The 19,566-nt window shown below is 39.8% G+C and carries 15 protein-coding genes and 2 tRNA genes; 11 read left to right on the top strand and 6 right to left on the bottom strand.

Translation table 11 applies throughout. From position 1 onward, the window contains the following. The first annotated feature begins 101 nt into the window (after positions 1-101). From AB669_RS08410 to odhB, 3 genes are all read left to right on the top strand, one after another. Positions 102-1,376, top strand: coding sequence for a DASH family cryptochrome (locus tag AB669_RS08410; protein WP_047798827.1), 1,275 nt, complete (start codon positions 102-104; stop codon positions 1,374-1,376). A 266-nt stretch (positions 1,377-1,642) separates the two neighbouring features. Next, entirely contained in the window at positions 1,643-4,441 is a 2,799-nt protein-coding gene (locus tag AB669_RS08405) for a 2-oxoglutarate dehydrogenase E1 component (RefSeq protein WP_047798826.1), read from the top strand. A gap of 50 nt (positions 4,442-4,491) precedes the next feature. Beyond that, on the top strand, positions 4,492-5,715 hold the full coding sequence (gene odhB / locus AB669_RS08400) for a 2-oxoglutarate dehydrogenase complex dihydrolipoyllysine-residue succinyltransferase (protein WP_047798825.1): 1,224 nt from the start codon (positions 4,492-4,494) through the stop codon (positions 5,713-5,715). Positions 5,716-5,878: 163 nt separating this feature from the next. Here the strand turns inward: odhB and AB669_RS08395 are convergent, their stop codons facing one another. From AB669_RS08395 to ileS, 3 genes are read right to left on the bottom strand one after another with little or no spacing between them, the layout of a single operon-like run. Further along, a complete protein-coding gene (locus AB669_RS08395; RefSeq protein ID WP_047798824.1) occupies positions 5,879-6,481 on the bottom strand; it encodes a lipoprotein signal peptidase in 603 nt (200 codons plus the stop codon). Then, positions 6,481-6,864 carry a TraR/DksA C4-type zinc finger protein gene (locus AB669_RS08390; protein WP_047798823.1) on the bottom strand — a complete coding sequence of 128 codons (384 nt, stop codon included), beginning with the start codon at positions 6,862-6,864 and terminating at the stop codon, positions 6,481-6,483. The genes AB669_RS08395 and AB669_RS08390 overlap by 1 nt, the downstream gene beginning before the upstream one ends. A 30-nt stretch (positions 6,865-6,894) precedes the next feature. Further along, entirely contained in the window at positions 6,895-10,296 is a 3,402-nt protein-coding gene (gene ileS, locus AB669_RS08385; protein WP_047798822.1) for an isoleucine--tRNA ligase, read from the bottom strand. Positions 10,297-10,562: 266 nt separating this feature from the next. Here ileS and AB669_RS08380 point away from each other — a divergent pair, with 266 nt between their 5' ends. Next, positions 10,563-10,829 carry a hypothetical protein gene (locus AB669_RS08380; protein WP_047798821.1) on the top strand — a complete coding sequence of 89 codons (267 nt, stop codon included), beginning with the start codon at positions 10,563-10,565 and terminating at the stop codon, positions 10,827-10,829. Positions 10,830-10,913: 84 nt separating this feature from the next. Here AB669_RS08380 and AB669_RS08375 read toward each other — a convergent pair whose 3' ends face one another. Next, complete coding sequence (locus AB669_RS08375; protein WP_047798820.1) at positions 10,914-13,265, bottom strand: RND family transporter; 2,352 nt, start codon at positions 13,263-13,265, stop codon at positions 10,914-10,916. A gap of 117 nt (positions 13,266-13,382) precedes the next feature. Here AB669_RS08375 and recO point away from each other — a divergent pair, with 117 nt between their 5' ends. From recO to AB669_RS08345, 6 genes are all read left to right on the top strand, one after another. After that, entirely contained in the window at positions 13,383-14,108 is a 726-nt protein-coding gene (gene recO / locus AB669_RS08370; RefSeq protein ID WP_047798819.1) for a DNA repair protein RecO, read from the top strand. 63 nt (positions 14,109-14,171) lie between these two features. Beyond that, positions 14,172-14,246, top strand: a tRNA-Val gene (locus tag AB669_RS08365). 53 nt (positions 14,247-14,299) lie between these two features. Next, positions 14,300-14,374: transfer RNA gene (locus AB669_RS08360), tRNA-Val, on the top strand. Between the two features lie 103 nt (positions 14,375-14,477). Continuing rightward, entirely contained in the window at positions 14,478-15,389 is a 912-nt protein-coding gene (locus tag AB669_RS08355; protein ID WP_047798818.1) for a hypothetical protein, read from the top strand. 81 nt (positions 15,390-15,470) lie between these two features. Next, positions 15,471-16,097, top strand: coding sequence for a class I SAM-dependent methyltransferase (locus tag AB669_RS08350; protein WP_047798817.1), 627 nt, complete (start codon positions 15,471-15,473; stop codon positions 16,095-16,097). A gap of 68 nt (positions 16,098-16,165) precedes the next feature. Beyond that, entirely contained in the window at positions 16,166-17,062 is an 897-nt protein-coding gene (locus AB669_RS08345; protein WP_047798816.1) for an NAD(P)/FAD-dependent oxidoreductase, read from the top strand. 13 nt (positions 17,063-17,075) lie between these two features. On the opposite strand, the gene AB669_RS22115 is transcribed toward AB669_RS08345, so the two are convergent. Further along, positions 17,076-17,243: a hypothetical protein gene (locus tag AB669_RS22115; RefSeq protein WP_156166703.1), complete on the bottom strand. Its 168-nt coding sequence runs from the start codon at positions 17,241-17,243 to the stop codon at positions 17,076-17,078. A gap of 205 nt (positions 17,244-17,448) precedes the next feature. Further along, entirely contained in the window at positions 17,449-18,903 is a 1,455-nt protein-coding gene (locus tag AB669_RS08340; protein ID WP_047798815.1) for an amino acid permease, read from the bottom strand. 324 nt (positions 18,904-19,227) lie between these two features. On the opposite strand from AB669_RS08340, the gene AB669_RS08335 reads away from it, so the two are divergent. Continuing rightward, positions 19,228-19,563 carry a PadR family transcriptional regulator gene (locus tag AB669_RS08335; protein WP_047798814.1) on the top strand — a complete coding sequence of 112 codons (336 nt, stop codon included), beginning with the start codon at positions 19,228-19,230 and terminating at the stop codon, positions 19,561-19,563. Positions 19,564-19,566 lie beyond the last annotated feature (3 nt).

Genomic DNA, 19,566 nt, shown 5'->3' with positions numbered 1-19,566 from the left:
TTTTGTTGCCTGTTTGTAAAGAATTTATCATGTTTATGATGCCGAAGAAAAATAAGGTAAATTTGTTCTTCGCGTTCTTGATACCCTTTTCCGAATAAAACATGTCCAAAAAAATTTTAGTCTGGTTTAGAAATGACCTTCGTTTGCATGACAATGAAATGCTTGTTGAGGCAATTGCTAAGTCGGATTCGATTTTACCTGTTTATATTTTAGATCCCCGCCAGTTTGTAGAAACGAAATATGGTACCCTAAAAACAGGCAGCATCAGAGCACAGTTTACCCTTGAAAGTGTTTTAGGGCTTCGTCATTCTCTGAAACAGATAGGCGGAAACTTGCTGATTGTTACCGGAAGTCCGGAAGATATCGTTCCACAGCTGGTGCAGGAATATGAAATTACTGAAGTATATCACCACAGGGAAGTAGCCCGGGAGGAAACACATGTATCCGCATTAGTGGAGAATGCATTGTGGAAACTGCGTATTAATCTGAAACATTTTATTGGCCATACGTTATATAACAAAGAAGATTTACCTTTCCCTATTAAAGATATACCTGATGCTTTTAATCAGTTTAAAAAGAAGATTGAGCGTGATTCGATTATAAAACCTTGTTTTGCTGCTCCCGATCGCATTAATGTTGCGGAGGTGATTGATTGGGGTACTTTACCTGAACTTGCGGACCTTAACCTTTTGCAGCAGGCACAGGATAAGCGTTCGGATCTTGAATTTTTAGGGGGTGAGGCTGAAGGGCTGGCGCATTTGCAAAAGGTAATTTTACTGATGCAGCAGGCGGCAACTTCCAAGAACCTTATTCTGGCATCTAAACTTTCTGCCTGGCTTGCGATGGGGTGCTTATCACCACGTAAGGTATATTGGGAAATTAAAAAGATGGAAGGGGTGCCTAACACCAAGGCGATGTTCAATCATATTTTACTCGGATTACTTTGGAGAGATTACTTCCGGTTCATGTTCAAAAAATACGGCAATACGTTCTTCAGTCCGAATGGTTTTGGCAGTCAGGGATTGGTGGACGTGGAAAATGAACAGGAGAATTTTAGTAAGTGGAAGAATGCACAAACCGGGTTTGCTGTGGTTGATGCAGTGATGACGGAGCTGAACACCACCGGGTTTATTTCAAATGTTGCCCGCCAAACGGCAGCTCTTTATCTGATCAATAATTTGGAAGTAAGCTGGGTTTTCGGTGCAGCATATTTTGAAGAAAAACTGATTGATTATAACCCTGCAAGTAACTGGGGCAATTGGGCAAATGTTGCTGGTGTGGGCAATGACCAGAAGTCGAAAAGCGTTTTTGATCTGGATAAGAATATCAAGAATCTGGATCCAAAAGGAAATTACGCCTTAACCTGGAGCTCATAGAAATGATTGAATTTTGAATGAGACAATGATTAAATCATTCCCTCACTCAGTCATTCTCTAATTCAATCGTTCTCTAATTCGCTCATCAATTCTTGGCTCGCATTTTGTTTTGTTTGTTTGCAAAGCTTTCTCCTGCATTCATTCAATTATTTGTACTGAATGTCAGAATGTTTCTAAATATATTTTTTTGTGCAATTAATCCAGTTTTTTACCATTTATATAAGGTAAAATTCTAATTTTGTAGGGCTTATAGTAAACAGTAAATAATGGATAGTTTATCTTATATTAACGGCGCAAACGCCGAATACATAGATTCTTTATATCAGTCGTATCAGCAAGATCCTGAATCAGTTGAGTTTGGTTGGCAAAAGTTTTTTGAGGGTTTCGATTTTGGAAGAAGTTCTGAAGCCCCGTCAGTAACAGCTGAGACTCCTGAACAATTTTTAAAAGAGGTTAATGTTCTCAACCTGATTGACGGCTATCGCAGCCGTGGTCACTTGTTTACACATACCAACCCTGTTCGAGAGCGGCGTAAACATTTGCCGACTTTAGATCTTGCAAACTTCGGATTATCGGATGCAGATCTGGAGACTGTTTTTAATTCCGGAGTAGAAATTGGTATCGGTGCAGCGAAGTTAAAAGATATTCTTGCTGTTTTACAACAAACATACGCCGGCTCTATCGGAGCAGAATATAAATTTTTACGTACACCGGAAGTGCTGAACTGGATTCAGCAGAAAATGGAGAGTACACGCAATACGCCAAGCTTTTCAATCGATGAGAAAAAACGTATCCTTAAGAAATTAAATGAAGCGGTAAGTTTTGAAAACTTCCTTGGAACAAAATTTTTAGGGCAGAAACGTTTTTCTTTAGAAGGTGCAGAAGCCTTGATTCCGGCTTTGGATTCGGTTATCGAAAAAGGTGCTGAGCTTGGAATTGAAGAATTTGTAATTGGTATGGCCCACCGCGGAAGATTAAACGTGCTGGCCAACATCATGCAAAAAACCTATAAGGATATATTTACTGAGTTTGAAGGTAAGAGTTACAATCCGGATACACCTTTTGGTGGTGATGTTAAATATCACCTGGGTTACTCTACAGATGTGAGTACCATTTCAGGTAAAAATGTTCACTTAAGTCTTTGTCCTAACCCTTCGCATTTAGAAACTGTTGATGGTGTGGTTGAAGGCATGAGCCGTTCTAAAATCGATTTTAAATACGGTGGCGACAACAGCCGTTTAGCGCCGATTTTGATTCATGGTGATGCATCTGTTGCAGGACAAGGTATTGTCTATGAAGTGATTCAAATGGCAGGACTTGAAGGTTATAAAACCGGTGGTACCATCCACCTGGTCATTAATAATCAGATTGGTTTTACCACAAATTATAAAGATGCGCGTACCAGTACTTACTGTACTGATATTGCTAAGGTAACTTTATCACCTGTATTTCACGTGAATGGTGACGATCCTGAAGCTTTGGTTTACGCCATTAATTTAGCAATGGAATACCGTCAGAAATACAAAAATGACGTATTCATCGATATCTTGTGCTACCGTCGTTTCGGTCACAATGAGTCTGATGAGCCAAAATTCACGCAGCCGTTGTTGTATAAAACGATTGAGAAACACCCTAATCCAAGGGAGATTTATATTGACCAGTTAACCAAAGAAGGTAAGCTGGAAGCAGGCCTGGCTAAAGAGATGGAAAAAGATTTCCGTGGCATTTTGCAGGAGCGCTTAAATGAAGCTAAAGAATTTGTAGCTGGTAACAGTGAAGTTAAGTTTGGAGGTGCATGGGCTGATTTACGTTTAGCCACCCCTCAGGATTTTGATACTTCACCTGTTACAGCCGTAAAAAAATCTACTTTACTGGAGATTGGTAAACGCATCACCACTTTACCTTCCAATAAAAAGTTCTTCAAAAAAATTGAGAAGTTATTTGCCGAGCGGACTAAAATGGTTAATGAAACCAATGTTTTCGACTGGGCTATGGGCGAGCAACTGGCTTATGGTACGTTATTATCAGAAGGTAAAAGGGTTCGTTTAAGTGGTCAGGATGTTGAACGTGGTACGTTTTCTCACCGCCATGCGGTATTAACCCTTGAGGATAGTGAGGAAGAATATGTACCATTAGCAAACATTTCAGACCAACAGGCTCCTTTTGATATTTACAACTCTCACTTATCAGAATACGGTGTACTAGGTTTTGAGTATGGGTATGCGATGGCTAATCCAAATGCGTTAACCATTTGGGAAGCACAGTTTGGTGATTTCTTCAACGGCGCTCAGATTGTAGTTGATCAGTATATCGCCAGTGCGGAAACGAAATGGCAACGTGAAAACGGTTTGGTGATGTTGTTGCCACACGGTTATGAAGGTCAGGGCCCTGAGCACTCTTCAGCACGTATTGAGCGTTTTATGGAATTGTGCGCAGACTACAATATGCAGGTTGTGAATTGTACAACTCCTGCAAACTTCTTCCACGTTTTACGTCGTCAGTTTAAACGCGATTTCCGTAAGCCACTGGTAGTTTTCTCTCCAAAAAGTTTATTGCGCCATCCGGCCTGCGTATCTCCTTTAGATGAATTTACAGAGGGCGGCTTTAAAGAGGTGATTGATGATGCAAATGTTAACGTTGCAGATGTTACCAGAGTAGTATTCTGTAGTGGTAAGATTTATTACGAATTGCTTGAAAAGCAACAGGCAGATCAGGTGAAACACGTTGCAATTGTACGTGTTGAACAGCTATATCCTACACCTGTTGATCAGATGGAAGGCATCACAGCGAAATACAACAATGCTACTGAAGTTTTCTGGGTACAGGAAGAGCCTGAGAATATGGGCGCTTGGCCGTATTTATTCCGTAAACTTTATAAAACAAGTTTAAAGGGTATTGATGTGATTTCGAGAAAAGAAAGTAGCAGTACAGCAACAGGTTTTGCGAAACAACATGCTAACCAGCAAGCTTATATTCTTGCAAAAGCCCTTGAGCTTCCGGTTAAAGCAGAAGAGGTTAAAGCAGAAACCAAGAAAGCGAGCAAGAAACTTGCAGCAGCCGACTAATAAAAACCAATAAAGAAATTAGAAGCTAATAAAGACATATATTAAACATTATGAGTTTAGAAATAAAAGTTCCACCAGTTGGTGAGTCGATAACGGAAGTTGTTTTATCACAATGGTTAAAACAGGATGGTGATGTTGTTGAAATGGATGAAGTTATTGCTGAATTAGAATCAGACAAGGCTACTTTCGAATTAACTGCTGAACAAGCCGGAACTTTAAGAACCATAGCTGCTGAAGGTGATACTTTAGCAATCGGCGCAGTAGTTTGTAAAATTGAAGATGGTGGCGCAGCACCTGCAAAAGCAGATGCTCCAAAAGCAGAAGAAAAAGCAGTTGTTGCTGAAGATAAAGCTTCTGCTCCTGTTGCCGAAAAATCTGGCGACAGTTATGCTACAGGCACTCCTTCGCCTGCGGCAGGAAAAATTCTTGCAGAAAAAGGTATTGACGCCGGTGCTGTAAAAGGTACAGGAGTTGATGGCCGCATTACCAAAGACGATGCTGTAAAAGCTGAAGCTAAAAAAGCAGACGCTCCTAAAGCTACCGCACCTGCGGCTCCGGCAGCGCCTGCAGGTCCTCGTTCTGAGCGCCGTGAAAAAATGTCGCCATTGCGTAAAACCGTTGCAAAACGTTTGGTTGCGGTTAAAAATGAAACGGCCATGTTAACTACTTTCAATGAAGTTAATATGAAACCTGTTATGGATCTACGTAGCAAATACAAAGACTCATTCAAAGATAAACATGGTGTGGGATTAGGTTTCATGAGTTTCTTCACTAAAGCGGTAACCGAAGCCTTAAAAGATTTCCCGGCTGTTAATGCACGTATCGAAGGAGAAGAAATTGTTTACAACAACTTTGCTGATGTATCTATTGCAGTATCTGCACCGAAAGGTCTGGTTGTTCCTGTGATTCGTAATGCAGAAAGCATGAGCCTGGCGGAGATTGAAAAATCAGTTCTGGCTTTGGCTTTAAAAGCACGTGATGGTAAATTAACCATCGAAGAAATGACAGGTGGAACCTTTACCATTACCAATGGTGGTGTATTTGGTTCAATGATGTCGACACCAATCATCAATGCACCTCAATCGGCTATTTTAGGCATGCACAATATTGTTGAGCGTCCGGTAGCAGAAAAAGGGGAAGTGGTGATTCGTCCGATGATGTATGTTGCATTATCTTATGATCACCGAATCATTGACGGACGTGAGTCTGTTGGATTCCTGGTTCGTGTTAAACAACTATTAGAAGATCCAGCCAGATTATTGTTAGGCGTTTAGGTCTTATTAAAATAATATTTGAAAGAAGTCAGGCATTAAAGTCTGACTTTTTTTTTGTGCCTGGAATTTAATTTTCATAGAAGGGTTCCAAAAAAGCGGCTACAAATAAGCCCGTCTCAAACAGAAACGGGCTTTGGTACTGTAATATGATTTTGGTTGGGGGTTACTCCTCAACAATTTCACTATTGATGCTTACTTCATCCTTTATATCTTCTTTAAAGTAGTTTTTCTGGAAAATGAGGATGAGTATCACGCCTGCCGAGATAGCGGCGTCGGCAAGGTTAAAAACCGGTCTGAAGAATACAAACTCATCACCGCCCCATATTGGAATCCAGCTCGGGAAGTGTCCTTCGGCAATGGGGAAGTAAAGCATATCTACCACGCGGCCGTGAAACCAGGTTTCGTAACCATATATCTTTCCGTAGAATACCGAATCAATGATGTTCCCTAATGCCCCTGCAAAAATTAAGGCAACGTTCAGGATTAACCCGCGATGATATTTGTGCTTAATGAGATAATGTAATCCGTAACCAATTCCACCAACTGCAATGATGCGAAATAAGGAAAGTGCCAGCTTTCCAAATTCCCCGCCAAACTCCATGCCGAAGGCCATACCATTATTTTCGGTGAAGTGAATGATAAACCATTTACCGATAATGTTAAACTCCTGACCAAGGTACATGTGGGTTTTGATCCACGTTTTTAATACCTGGTCGGCAAGTAAAACCAAAAAGATGACTAATAAAGGTTTTGTGTATCCTTTCATTAACTCTGCTTTAGTTTTGCTTCCATGCTTAAAGTAGCGTGAGGAACGGCACGTAAACGCTCTTTCTGGATTAACTTACCTGTTTCGCGGCAAATACCATAAGTTTTGTTTTCAATGCGTACCAATGCATTTTCAAGATTGTCGATAAATTTGCGCTGACGTGCAGCGAGTTGGTTAATCTGCTCTTTTTCCATTGTTGCAGAACCATCTTCCAATGTTTTGTACGCACCCGAAGTATCTTCAGTACCATTTGCGTTAGGGCTACTTAATGAAGCGGTTAAAGAGTTTAACTCTTCTTTTGCCATGCGCAATTTATCTTGAATTAATACTTTAAATTCCTGAAGTTCACTGTCTGAGTAGCGTGTTTTGTTACTATTTTCCATGCTTTTAATTTAGTTTTCTAATATATGGATTTATATTTTAGTTACTGAAATGCTTAACTCAACATCGTCGATAACGATTTTGTTTGCATTTATTACAGCATCTTTTAATTCTAGTTCATCTGCTAAAATTTCTGCGCAAATGTAGGCCTTGTTATGGTTAACTGCAGTAGCAACAAAGTTATCATTTTGTAAAGCCACCTTAATCCTATCCGTTACTTCAAAGTTTAATTCCTTACGGAGATTTTGTATCCTGTTAACGAGTTCACGGGAGATACCTTCCTGCTTCAGGCCTTCGGATATAGTCACATCCAGTGCAACGGTTAAGCTACCTAAATTTGTTACCTGCCATCCCGGAATATCTTCAGCAAAGACTTCAACATCGCCATCCAGGTCTATTACATAGTGAGCATCGTTGCTGCCTGATACGTTAATATGACCATCGTTTTCGAGGCGTTGGATATCATCCTGATTCAGGTTTTCCAAAGCTTCTTTAATCAGGCTCATATCCTTACCTACTTTTTTACCCAACGATTTAAAGTTTGGTTTTAACTTTTTCTTCACGATGCCATGCGTATCGGTGATGAACTCGATATGTTTAACATTTGTTTCTGAAAGGATATAATCGGCCACCTTCGAGATTTTTTGCTCGAAATCGCCATTCAGGGAAGGGATCAGGATTTTTTCTAAAGGCTGACGGACATTGATACCTGATTTTTTACGCAATGATAATACCATTGAAGAGATATCCTGTGCGTAAACCATGCGTTCGTTCAAGTCAGTGTCGATTAAGCTTTGGTCTGCTGCTGTCCATAAGGTAAGGTGAACAGACTGCTCGGCATTTTTATCGTTTACGCTTAAGTTTCTGTATAACCAATCGGCAAAGAATGGCGCTACCGGACTCATCAGCTGTGCCAGGGTTTCCAGACAGGTATAAAGTGTTTCGTAAGCAGCACGTTTATCGGAAGTCATTTCGCCTTTCCAGAAACGGCGGCGGCTTAACCTGATGTACCAGTTACTTAAGTGTTCATCAACAAATGCCTGAATTGCACGGGTGGCTTTAGTGGGCTCGTAACTGTTGTAGCTTTCGTCCACTTCGTTAATTAAGGTTTGCAGTAAGGATAATATCCAGCGGTCAAGCTCCGTTCTTTCTTCAACTTTGCTTAAGTTATTTTTGTCGATTTCAAACTTATCAATGTTGGCATATAGCGCGAAGAAGGCATAAGTATTGTAAAGTGTTCCGAAAAATTTACGGCGAACTTCTGCAATACCCTCAATGTCGAATTTTAAGTTATCCCATGGGTTTGCATTGGAGATCATGTACCAACGCGTTGCGTCGGCACCATATTCGTTAATGGTTTGGAACGGGTCTGCAGCATTGCCCAGACGTTTGGACATTTTCTGTCCGTTCTTGTCCAATACCAATCCATTAGATACTACGTTCTTGTAGGCTACTTTATCGAAAACAAGAGTAGAGATGGCGTGCAAAGTATAAAACCAACCACGGGTCTGGTCTACACCTTCAGCAATAAAATCTGCCGGGAAGTCTTGATTTGCATCAATCGTTTCCTTGTTTTCAAAAGGGTAGTGCCATTGTGCATATGGCATAGCACCCGAATCAAACCATACATCAATTAAATCGCTTTCACGGCTCATCGGTTTGCCCGATGGAGATACTAAAGTGATCTGATCGACAACATTTTTATGCAGGTCTATCAGCTCGTAATTTTCTTCAGACATGTTTCCAATTTCAAACCCTTTAAACGGATTTTCCTTCTGGAAGCCTGCTGCTATAGATGCTTCAATGGCATTATATAGTTCTTCGACAGAACCTATCAAAACTTCTTCTTTTTTATCTTCCGTTCTCCAGATTGGTAGTGGAATTCCCCAATACCTTGAACGTGATAAATTCCAGTCGTTGGCATTCTTTAGCCAATTGCCAAAACGACCCTCCCCAGTAGATTTGGGTTTCCAGTTGATGGTTTCATTAAGGTCGAACATTCTGTCTTTAACATCTGTTACTTTAATGAACCAGGAATCTAGCGGGTAATATAATAGTGGCTCATCAGTTCTCCAGCTGTGCGGATAACTGTGAACGTATTTTTCTACTTTGAAAGCTTTGTTCTCTTCTTTTAGTAAGATTGCAATTTCTACGTCAACCGATTTTTCAGGTGCTTCACCAGCAGTGTAGTATTCATTTTTTACATACTTGCCTGCAAACGGGCCAACATGTTTTGTGAATTTACCTTGTAAATCGACCAGAGGAACCAGGATGTCGTTGTCATCCAGTACCAGCATAGGCGGGATCTCTGGAACAGCCTCTTTGGATACCTTCGCATCATCTGCCCCAAAGGTTGGCGCAGTATGCACAATTCCGGTACCATCTTCTGTAGTCACGAAATCTCCTGAGATCACTCTGAAGGCGTTCTCAGGGTTGTTGAAAGGTAAAGCGTAGGTTAAAAGTTGTTCGTATCTGATTCCAACCAATTCCGTTCCTTTGCATTCGGCAAGGATTTGATAAGGTATTTTTTTATCTCCAGCTTTAAAATTTGTAAAATCTTCAGCTTCATTACTCTCAAAGAAAACTTTGCTGAATTGTTTACCAACCAGGTTTTTTGCCAGGATGACGTTTGTTGGAAGAAATGTATACTGATTAAAAGTTCTTACTAAAACATAGTCGATTTTAGGTCCGACAGTCAAAGCCGTGTTTGAGGGTAAAGTCCACGGTGTGGTAGTCCATGCCAATAAATACAGATCACCAAACCCCTTTAGAAAGGATGGGAGTGTATCTGCAAGCGCCTTAAACTGAGCAACGATTGTGGTATCGGTAACATCGCGATAAGCACCAGGCTGGTTTACTTCGTGTGAGCTTAAACCAGTTCCTGCTTTTGGCGAATAGGGCTGGATGGTATAACCTTTATAGATTAACCCTTTATCGTAAATCTGCTTCAAAAGCCACCAAACCGACTCCATGTATTTTGGTTTGTAGGTAATATACGGATCATCCATATCTACCCAATAGCCCATCTTTTCAGTCAGGTCGTTCCACACATCGGTGTACCGCATAACTGTTTTTTTGCAGGCTTCGTTATAGTCTTCAATAGAAATTGTTCTACCGATATCTTCTTTGGTTATGCCTAATTCTTTTTCCGTACCCAATTCAACAGGAAGGCCATGCGTATCCCAACCGGCTTTTCTCTTTACCTGGTAGCCTTTAATTGTTTTGTAGCGGCAAAAAATATCTTTAATAGCACGCGCCATTACGTGGTGAATACCTGGCATCCCATTTGCGGATGGCGGGCCCTCGTAAAAAGTAAACGGGTTAGATTTCGGACGGGATGAAATGCTTTTCTCAAAGATGTTTTCTTCTTTCCAAAAATCCAGTATTTCTTGCCCTATTTTGGCAAGGTCTAATTGTTTAAATTCGCTATACATCAATTCAGTACCTCAAAAAATTAAGGTTGCAAAGTTAAAGTATTTCGCTCAATATTGGTAGTTTTGATGTAAATACTTTGAGGTGAAATTATTTAATATAGGGCTTTTGCTCATGGTGATGGCAGTGGTTGTATTGCCTGTTGTTGCGTTGCTAAAACCTGCTAACGAGCATTTTGTGTTGTATTCATTTTATTTCTGCGGCCTGCTCGAACTAATTGGACTCGTCTTTGTTTTAGTACATATTGTCAAACTAAAAAATAAGGCCCATGATTAAGTTACTAAAGTTGCAAAAAGCAGTGCTGGTACTTGTTGCTGGAGTGCTCTCGTACATTTTATATCTGATATTAGATGCTAATCATGTTGATGTTGCGCGCTATCTTCAAATGCTTGCCGGGGTGCTGGTGATGGTGGGTGCGTTATGGTTTCTGTATCCTATTCTTTTTGCCAAGGTTGATGGTGAGGGAAAAGCCGAGATTATTACTGATCCGACTGTGGAAGTGCCTGAGGATGATGAAAAACCGGTTGTGCAATAGATACCCATATAAGGAAATTAAACATTAAGTTATTAGGGAATATCTTTCTTAAATGCCTTATATGGTATCAGTATTTTATATTTTTTAATGGTCAAATTCATTGGCATTTCTTGCCGACTCTTCATCTGAAATAACGGTTCTCGCCTTCTTTTTATCCAGCCACAAAACCAGTGCAGGCAACAATGTGAGGTTGAAAATCAGCGCGACAAATAATGTAATTGAAAGGAGTAAGCCTAACACTACTGTTCCTCCAAATGTTGACGCTGTGAATATGCCAAAGCCAAAGAACAGGATTAAGGCAATGTGCGTCATGCTTACACCCGTTTCGGTGATGGTGTCGGTAATCACCTTCGGGATACTGAAATTCGTTAGCGTGAGTTCTTGTTGATATCTGGTGAGAAAATATATGGTCTGGTCTGAGGCCAAACCAAATGCTATTGTGAAAATCAAAATGGTTGACGGTTTTAATGAAATCCCGAAATAACCCATAATTCCTGCTGTGATTATCAGAGGCACAATGTTCGGCAATAATGAGATGAACATAATGCCCAGACTTTTAAATTGTGCGAGTCTCAAAAGGGAGATCAGTACAATGGCCAGTCCGATGCTTTCAAACAGGTGTTCGAGCATATAATCAGTACCTTTTGAGAAGATAACGCTGGATCCGGTCAGTTCCACATTAAATTTGTCCGGAGGCAGTATACTATCGATGCGGGGTTTTAATTCTGCCATGATTGCATCCAGGCGTTTTGAACCAACATCTGCCATTTGAAAGCTCATTCTGGTGCTTTGATTGCCTTTGCTGATGAAATTGGTCAGCAGACTGGAATTTCCTTTTCCTCCATTTGCAATATAGGCCAAAATAAAGTTTTTCTCCATATTATCAGGTAAACGGAAAAAGCTTGTATCGTTATTGTAGAAAGCCTGAGTTGCATATTTTAATCCCATATTAACGGAAATAGAACGCGAAAATTCCGGGTATGCAGCAATCATTTTCTCCATTTTCTCCATCCGCTTCAGGTTAGTTAAGTTAAAAACGCCATTCTTTTTCTTGGTGTCAACACTTACTTCGAGCGGTAGTATCCCCTCGAAATTTTTCTCGAAGAATTTGAGGTCAGTCAGGATTTCGGAGTTTTTGGGTAAGTCGTCCACAACATAGCCGTTTACATTAAGCTTCATTACCCCAATAAAAGCGATAATTGAAATGATCAGCGTACCAACATAAATCAAACCGCTTTTTTGCTGAACCAGCTTATCTGTTTTAACCAGTAGTTTGTGTAGAAATCCTTCTTCAACGTGGGTTTGTGCTTTTAGTTTTGGAGCCGGCAAATAGCTGAAAATGATGGGGATTAGGCACAAACACATGAGCCAGGTAATCATTACATTGATTGACGCCACGCTTCCAAACTGCATCAAAAGCTCACTGCCAGTAAAATAAAGCACACCAAATCCTATTGCAGCTGTAATATTAGCGATTAATGTGGTTACCGCAATGCGTTCTATTGTTACGCTTAAGGCCCTTTGCTTATCACCATCTTTCCTGAGTTCATTCTGGTATTTGTTGAGTAAGAGAATGCTGTTAGGGATACCAATGATAACGATGAGTGGAGGGATTAACCCTGTTAAAATAGTAAGTTCAAAACCAAATAGCACCAGAGTTCCGATGCTCCAGATTACCCCCATGATCACCACCAGAATGGGGAAGAAAACGGCGTAAAACTTTCTGAAGAAGATTAAAAGAATAAATGCTGAAACCAATATGGATAAGCCAAGGAACAACACAAACTCATTACTTACCAGTTTGCTTACTGCCGTGCGTATATAAGGGAGACCTGAAATATGGACCTGAATTTTGGATTTTTCCTGAAACGCTCTTGCCTTCTCTTCGATTTGTTTTAGTATCGGGTTTCTGGCAGCCGAATTCAGGATCTTGGTATCAAAAGTGATGGCCATTAACGTGGCATTTTTTCTGTTGAAAACCAATCCCTCGAAAAATGGGGTATTGTATAAAGCATTCTTAATTGAATCCATTCCAGCATTCGTTTGCACCACGCCATTTGGAATGGGCTTTAAAATAAACTTCTGTTCAACTGTATCTTTTTCCAGCTGAAAAATTCTGCCGGTAGAGAGTACTTGTTTTATACCTTTGAGTTGTTGAATGTCGTTTGACAGTTTCACCCATTCATTGTAAACTTCTTTTTTAAAAATGTCAGGCGATTGGATTCCAATAACCATTACGCTTCCATCCTCGCCAAATGTTTTCTTGAAATTGTTGTATTTTACAAAAGCGCTGTCCGTAACAGGAAGGATTTTGCTTCCTGTGTAAGAGAGTTTTACGTTTTTAGCCTGGTAGGCCATGAAAATGGTGCCGAGTACGAAGAAAACGATAATGGCAATACGGTTCTGAAGAATAAACCTTGATAGCTTTACCCACATGTGTAATCTAGTTTTAAATGATAATGGCAAAACTAATCTTATTTATAAATGAGAATGTCTTTTTGCTCAAATAAATTTGCACAATTAACATACTTTTGAAAAAAATGTTTTAGGGATATGTTGCACAAGGTCAGGGGAATTGTTTTAAAAACAACCAGTTACAGTGAGAGCAGTGTGGTGGTACAGGTTTTGACAGATAAGTTTGGGATGCAATCGTATCTGATTAACGGTGTGAAAAAGCCACGGGCAAAGGTTAAGATGAACATGTTGCAGTCGTTGCATCTTTTGGATATGATTGTTTACCATAAGGCAAATACAAATATTCAGCGCATTTCAGAAGTCAGGCAAACACCGGTGTTCAAAACGATTCCTTATGATATTGTAAAGTCGAGCATTATTATTTTTTTAAACGAAGTACTCTACAAAAGTATCCGGCAGCAGTCTGCAGATGAAAGCTTATTTGATTATATATACAACTCGGTAGCCTGGTTTGACGAGAACGATGAATTGAATCCGAACTTCCATTTGTCCTTCCTGCTGAAGCTTACCCGTTTTTTAGGTTTTGCCCCTAATGAAAAAAGGAGAGGAGATCAGGTTTATTTTGATCTACAGGAAGGAGGTTTTGTTTCAAGGGTACCCATCCATTCAAATTATCTCCAGCTGGATGATGCTTTATGCTTTATTTCCCTTTTTGAAACCTCTTTGGAAAAAATTTCTGAAATAAAAATGAGTAATGTGCAGCGGAGGTTTTTGCTGGATAAAATATTGGTTTTCTATACCTTACATACGGCGTCCTTTGGTGAGGTTCAATCTCATAAAATACTGGAAGTGCTCCTGAGCTGAAAAAAAATAAAAAATATTTGCGAAACAAGATTATAGCGCTATATTTGCATTCCCAAACGGAAAGGGAAATTAGCTCAGCTGGTTCAGAGCACCTCGTTTACACCGAGGGGGTCGGGGGTTCGAACCCCTCATTTCCCACATTACTTTCAAGGATTTGAAAGATTTTTATAAAGACCTTTTAATACAAAAAAGGGAAATTAGCTCAGCTGGTTCAGAGCACCTCGTTTACACCGAGGGGGTCGGGGGTTCGAACCCCTCATTTCCCACACTAAGCCTTTCAGGAAACTGAGAGGCTTTTTTGTTAAAAAATATTTTACACCTATATCTAAATTTTAAACGCGAAATTGTCCCGGTATTATTTGAGTTAAAATGGTCAGTAAGATTATTCGCTTCATCTTCTTTGGGAACTACTTCGTGGGTATACTGGCGGTTGCACTAACTTTAGAAGCTACAATCCAGTTGCGTCTGCCGTTCAATTCAGTCAACTATTTTCTGTTATTGTTTCTTGCGCCAACCATTTACTATACCTATGCTTACAGTAAGGTTTCTACCCAACCCTCTGCAACAAACCCAAGAACACAGTGGTATTATGAACATCAGAAACTGATCGGTTTTAGTCAGCTCATTTTATCCGTATTGTGTGCAATACTGGCGGTAAGCCTATTTTATGCTAATTTTTACCACATCTTAAATTTGCCACTGCTTTATTGGGTAGCCATTGGAGTTATACTTATTGCAGCTATACTTTACTATGGTTTACTGCCACGCTCTTTTCTGAATATTAACCTCCGGAATACAGGCTGGTTTAAGGCCTTTGTAATCGGCTTTGTGTGGGCTTGTTGTGCCAATGTATTGCCCCTCATTATGCTGAAAATCGAGACGGGTATTAATTATCACGACTCGGTTTTGTGGACATGGTTGTTTATTAAAAATTGGATGTTCTGTACTGTTAACGCCATTATTTTTGACATCAAAGATTATCCAACCGATGCCAATAAGCACCTGCGGACCTTTGTTGTGCGTTATGGATTACGTAAAACCATATTTAATATATTAATTCCTTTACTCATTATTGGCCTGGTTTCTCTGGGGATTTTTGCCAGTTATAAAGGTTTTGGAATTCCGCAGGTATTGTGTAACGTACTACCATTTGTAGCAACCATTTATATCGCGTATTCCATGCACAAACGCCAGAATATCCTTTACTATCTGATGGTTATTGATGGCTTAATATTATTTAAAGCAGTCTGTGGTATCATTGGAATGCAGTTTGTTCAATGATTTGTTTTCAACCTGCAACAACACATGATATTCATTAACTTAGATAGAACATCATATTCCTGACCATTAAAACTTCAAGTTTTGTTAAATGATTATAGTAAGATAGCTTCCCGATACGATTTTTTGAGTCGTTTGGTATTTTCCCGGTCACAAGTCAATGCACAGATCAGTCAGTTGAAACAAATTCCAAAAAATTCAACAGTGCTTATTGCCGGGGGAGGGACTGGCTGGATCCTGGAGGAAATAGCGAAGATACACCCTTCGGGACTGCACATCACCTATGTTGAGATCTCAACAACAATGCTCGCACTTTCTAAAAAAAGAAATTGTCGTGTAAATAACGTCGATTTTATCCACTCGGCAATAGAAGTATACATTGCAGATCATTTTTTCGATGTGATTATTACCCCATTTCTATTTGATAACTTTTCTTTGCAACGAGCGGAGATTGTTTTTAATAAACTACATCAGCAACTAATAAATGGTGGTTTCTGGTTTATGGTCGATTTCAGTCTGCAACAAAAGCAAGGTATCTGGTGGAAAAAAATTTTCCTTAAGCTGATGTATACTTTTTTTAACATCATTAGTCATGTTGAGGCTAAAAGGCTGATTGATATGTCGGGTTATTTTCTAAGAGCCAATTACACTACTGTTGAAGATCAATTTTATTACGGGAAGTTTATCAGGGCCACCATTTATCAAAAATGACAATTATATAATGCAACTATATTGCATTTGTTTAATTAGTTTATGATTTTTACATCAAAAAAAATGATATGGATTTTGATGTAATAATAATCGGTGGAAGTTATGCTGGTTTATCAGCTGCGCTAGCGCTTGGACGGGCAAGAAGGAATGTGCTCGTGATTGATGCCGGAAAACCCTGTAACAGACAAACGCCACACGCTCATAATTTTTTAACACACGATGGGGAGTCGCCAGCAAATATATCAGCGAAAGCTAAAGCCGACGTTTTAAAATATCCAACGATTAGATTTCTTGAAGGAATGGTCAGCTCAACTAAGAAAGAGCAGAATCATTTTTCCGTTCAATTGGAAAGTGGGAGGAGTTTCCAGGCGCGCAAACTGCTTATTGCTACAGGTTTAAAGGATGTTCTATCCGATATTGAAGGTTTTGCAGATTGCTGGGCCATATCTGTTATCCATTGTCCATATTGCCATGGATATGAATTTAAAGATGAGAAAATTGGACTGTTCATGAATGGGGACCATGCTTTTGAAATGGCACGTACACTATGGAACTGGAATAAAGACCTTACACTGCTCACCAATGGAATATCTAAGTTAACGGTTGAGCAGACAGAAAGATTAAAGTCCAGGTCAATCCCTATAATTGAAGACGAGATTGTAGCTTTTGAGCACGAAAACGGTATGTTGAAAAGTATAGTCTTCAGGGGTAATAAGAGATTGCCCTTAAAGGCGGTTTACGCCAGAGGGGAAATTATGCAGCATCTTAATTTCGAAACCCAGTTAGGACTGTCGATAACAAACTTGAATACAATTAAGGTAGATGAGCAACAAAGGACTAATGTTGACGGTATTTATGCGGCAGGAGATTGCACCACGCTCATGAGAACGCTGTCTGCAGCGGCAGCATCAGGTACGCTTGCCGGAGTCATGATCAATAAGGAATTGACTGGAGAAGATTTTTGATCGATCACAGTAATTAGAATACTATTGCCGCTGCAATTGTTGCGATAAACATCGTTGCCATTACTATTCTATCGGCCGTTATCCACTGCTCTTTGGTTAAAGGAGTTACTGTTTTCTTTGTCGTTGTTTCCGCCTTCGGTCTTACCAGTCTGATTGCAGATATATCCAATTTAATAATCATATGAAAAGTTTTTATAGGTTACTTTTCACAAAACAAATCCTAAGCCAAAGCACTTAGGATTTGTTCAAATGTTGATAACTTGTATTTTTTTGTTAATTATTTGATATTTATACGGTTATAAACCACATCGCTTAATCGTAACAAGTTTTAAAGCTGTATGTTTATTCGAACAATCTGCTGTCCTATCGTTTTATTTATGAGTACATTAGCCCGGCGTTTCCTCTTGTGCAACACGGTTTAATTTACTGTTTTTTCTGCCGTATCCAAAATAAATGGCTAAACCAATAATCAGCCATACTGCTAACCTTAACCAGGTTTCCCAAGGTAGAAAAGCCATCATGGCAATACATGTTAAAATACCGAGAATAGGTATGAGTGGTACAAAGGGAACTTTAAACGGACGTTCTGCTTCCGGATTGGTTGTTCTCAGAATTAAAATTCCGGCACAAACCATCAAAAAGGCAAGTAGTGTGCCGATGCTCGTCATTTCTCCTACAACATTCATCGGAACAAATGCTGCAAATAGGCCTATGAAAATGCAAAGGATTATGTTTGATTTCCATGGTGTTTTAAACTTGCTGTGCACATCGGAAAACATTTTTGGCAGTAACCCATCCTTACTAATGGAGTAAAACATTCTTGACTGCGCCATCAAGTCAATCAGAATAACCGAAGTGTAGCCGATGAGAATAGCGAGGATGATTGCCTGGCTCAGCCAGCCGTAGGGCGTTTTCTCTATTGCAATCGCAACAGGCGCGCCACTGTTTGCAAATTCTTTATAGTTTGCTAAACCCGTCATCACATGGCCAAACAAGCCAAATAAAACTGTGCAAACTAAAAGGGATCCAATAATGCCGATGGGTAAATCCCGGGCTGGGTTTTTTGTCTCCTGAGCTGAAGCGGCTACCGCATCAAAACCTATAAACACGAAAAATACCAGTCCGGCACCACGTAGAACACCACTCCAGCCGAACTGACCGAACGTACCAGTATTTTCAGGGATATAAGGATGGTAATTTGCAGGGTTAATGTATTTCCAGCCTAACGCGATAAATACCAGTACTACGCCAACCTTTAGGAAAACAATGATGCCATTTACAATGGCCGATCCTTTGGTTCCGCGAATCAATATTGCTGTCATTAATACCACAACTAAAGCCGCGGGAATGTTAATCATACCGTGAACAACTGATCCATCAGCAAGTTTCCCTGTTTCAAAAGGAGATAAAGTAAGTTGTGGAGGTAGGTAAATTCCGAGGCTTCCCAGAAATTTTGTTAAATATTGCGACCAGCTAATGGCTACCGTTGCGCAGCCAACTGAATATTCCAAAACTAAATCCCATCCGATGATCCAGGCAAATAGCTCACCCATTGTGGCGTAAGAATAGGTATAGGCACTTCCTGCAACCGGGATCATGGATGCAAATTCTGCATAACATAATGCTGCAAAACCACAACCGAGGGCAGCAATTACAAATGAAAGCGTTACCGCCGGGCCAGAATGGTCTGCTGCCGCTAAACCAGTAATGGAGAACAACCCTGCACCAAGCGTTAAACCAACCCCTATTAAAATGAGGTTTACCGGACCTAGTGTTCTTTTAAGTGTCCCTTCGCCACTTTGATTTGCCTCTGCAACAATGCTAGCTATAGATTTTTTCATGAAAATAAGTTATGACGATGCAAAATTATCAAAATATATTAAATCTATCGTATTTATATGGTGGGGTTGTGTGGTGGTCTAACAAATAATCCTGATCCCGAAGGCGGTCGTCATCAAAGCATTTACACCCTGATTGTATAGTGTGATGCCAAAGGCCAAGTTAGGTAAATTCATCAATTCCTGGCTTTTTTTAAGGCTATTAAAGACCATCTAAATTTTATATATAAAATTAATTGCCTGTATAATAGTTAGTTATTCGTTATTATTCATTTGATACAGTACTATGTATTGCATAGTACATTATAAAACATATATCTTTGTATTATGATAGCAGAAAATACGCAAACGCAAATGCGGAAGGGAATTCTGGAATACTGTGTTTTATCAATCATTTCGAGAGGAGAAATTTATGCCTCAGATATTATTGCCGAATTACGTGCGGCAAAATTATTAATCGTTGAGGGTACACTATATCCATTATTAACCAGGCTTAAGAACAATGGTTTGTTAAGCTATAACTGGGTAGAATCTACCTCAGGCCCACCACGCAAATATTATGTCTTAACAGAAGAAGGCAGAGAAATATTATCAAAATTAGATCAAACCTGGCAGGAACTGGCTTATGCTGTGGGTGTATCTCAAACCGGAGCCAGCTCATAATCA

Source organism: Pedobacter sp. BMA, assembly GCF_001027745.1.
Taxonomy (GTDB): Bacteria; Bacteroidota; Bacteroidia; order Sphingobacteriales; family Sphingobacteriaceae; genus Pedobacter.
Note: the sequence above shows the minus strand (reverse complement) of the source record. Positions and strands in the feature narration are given on the sequence as shown.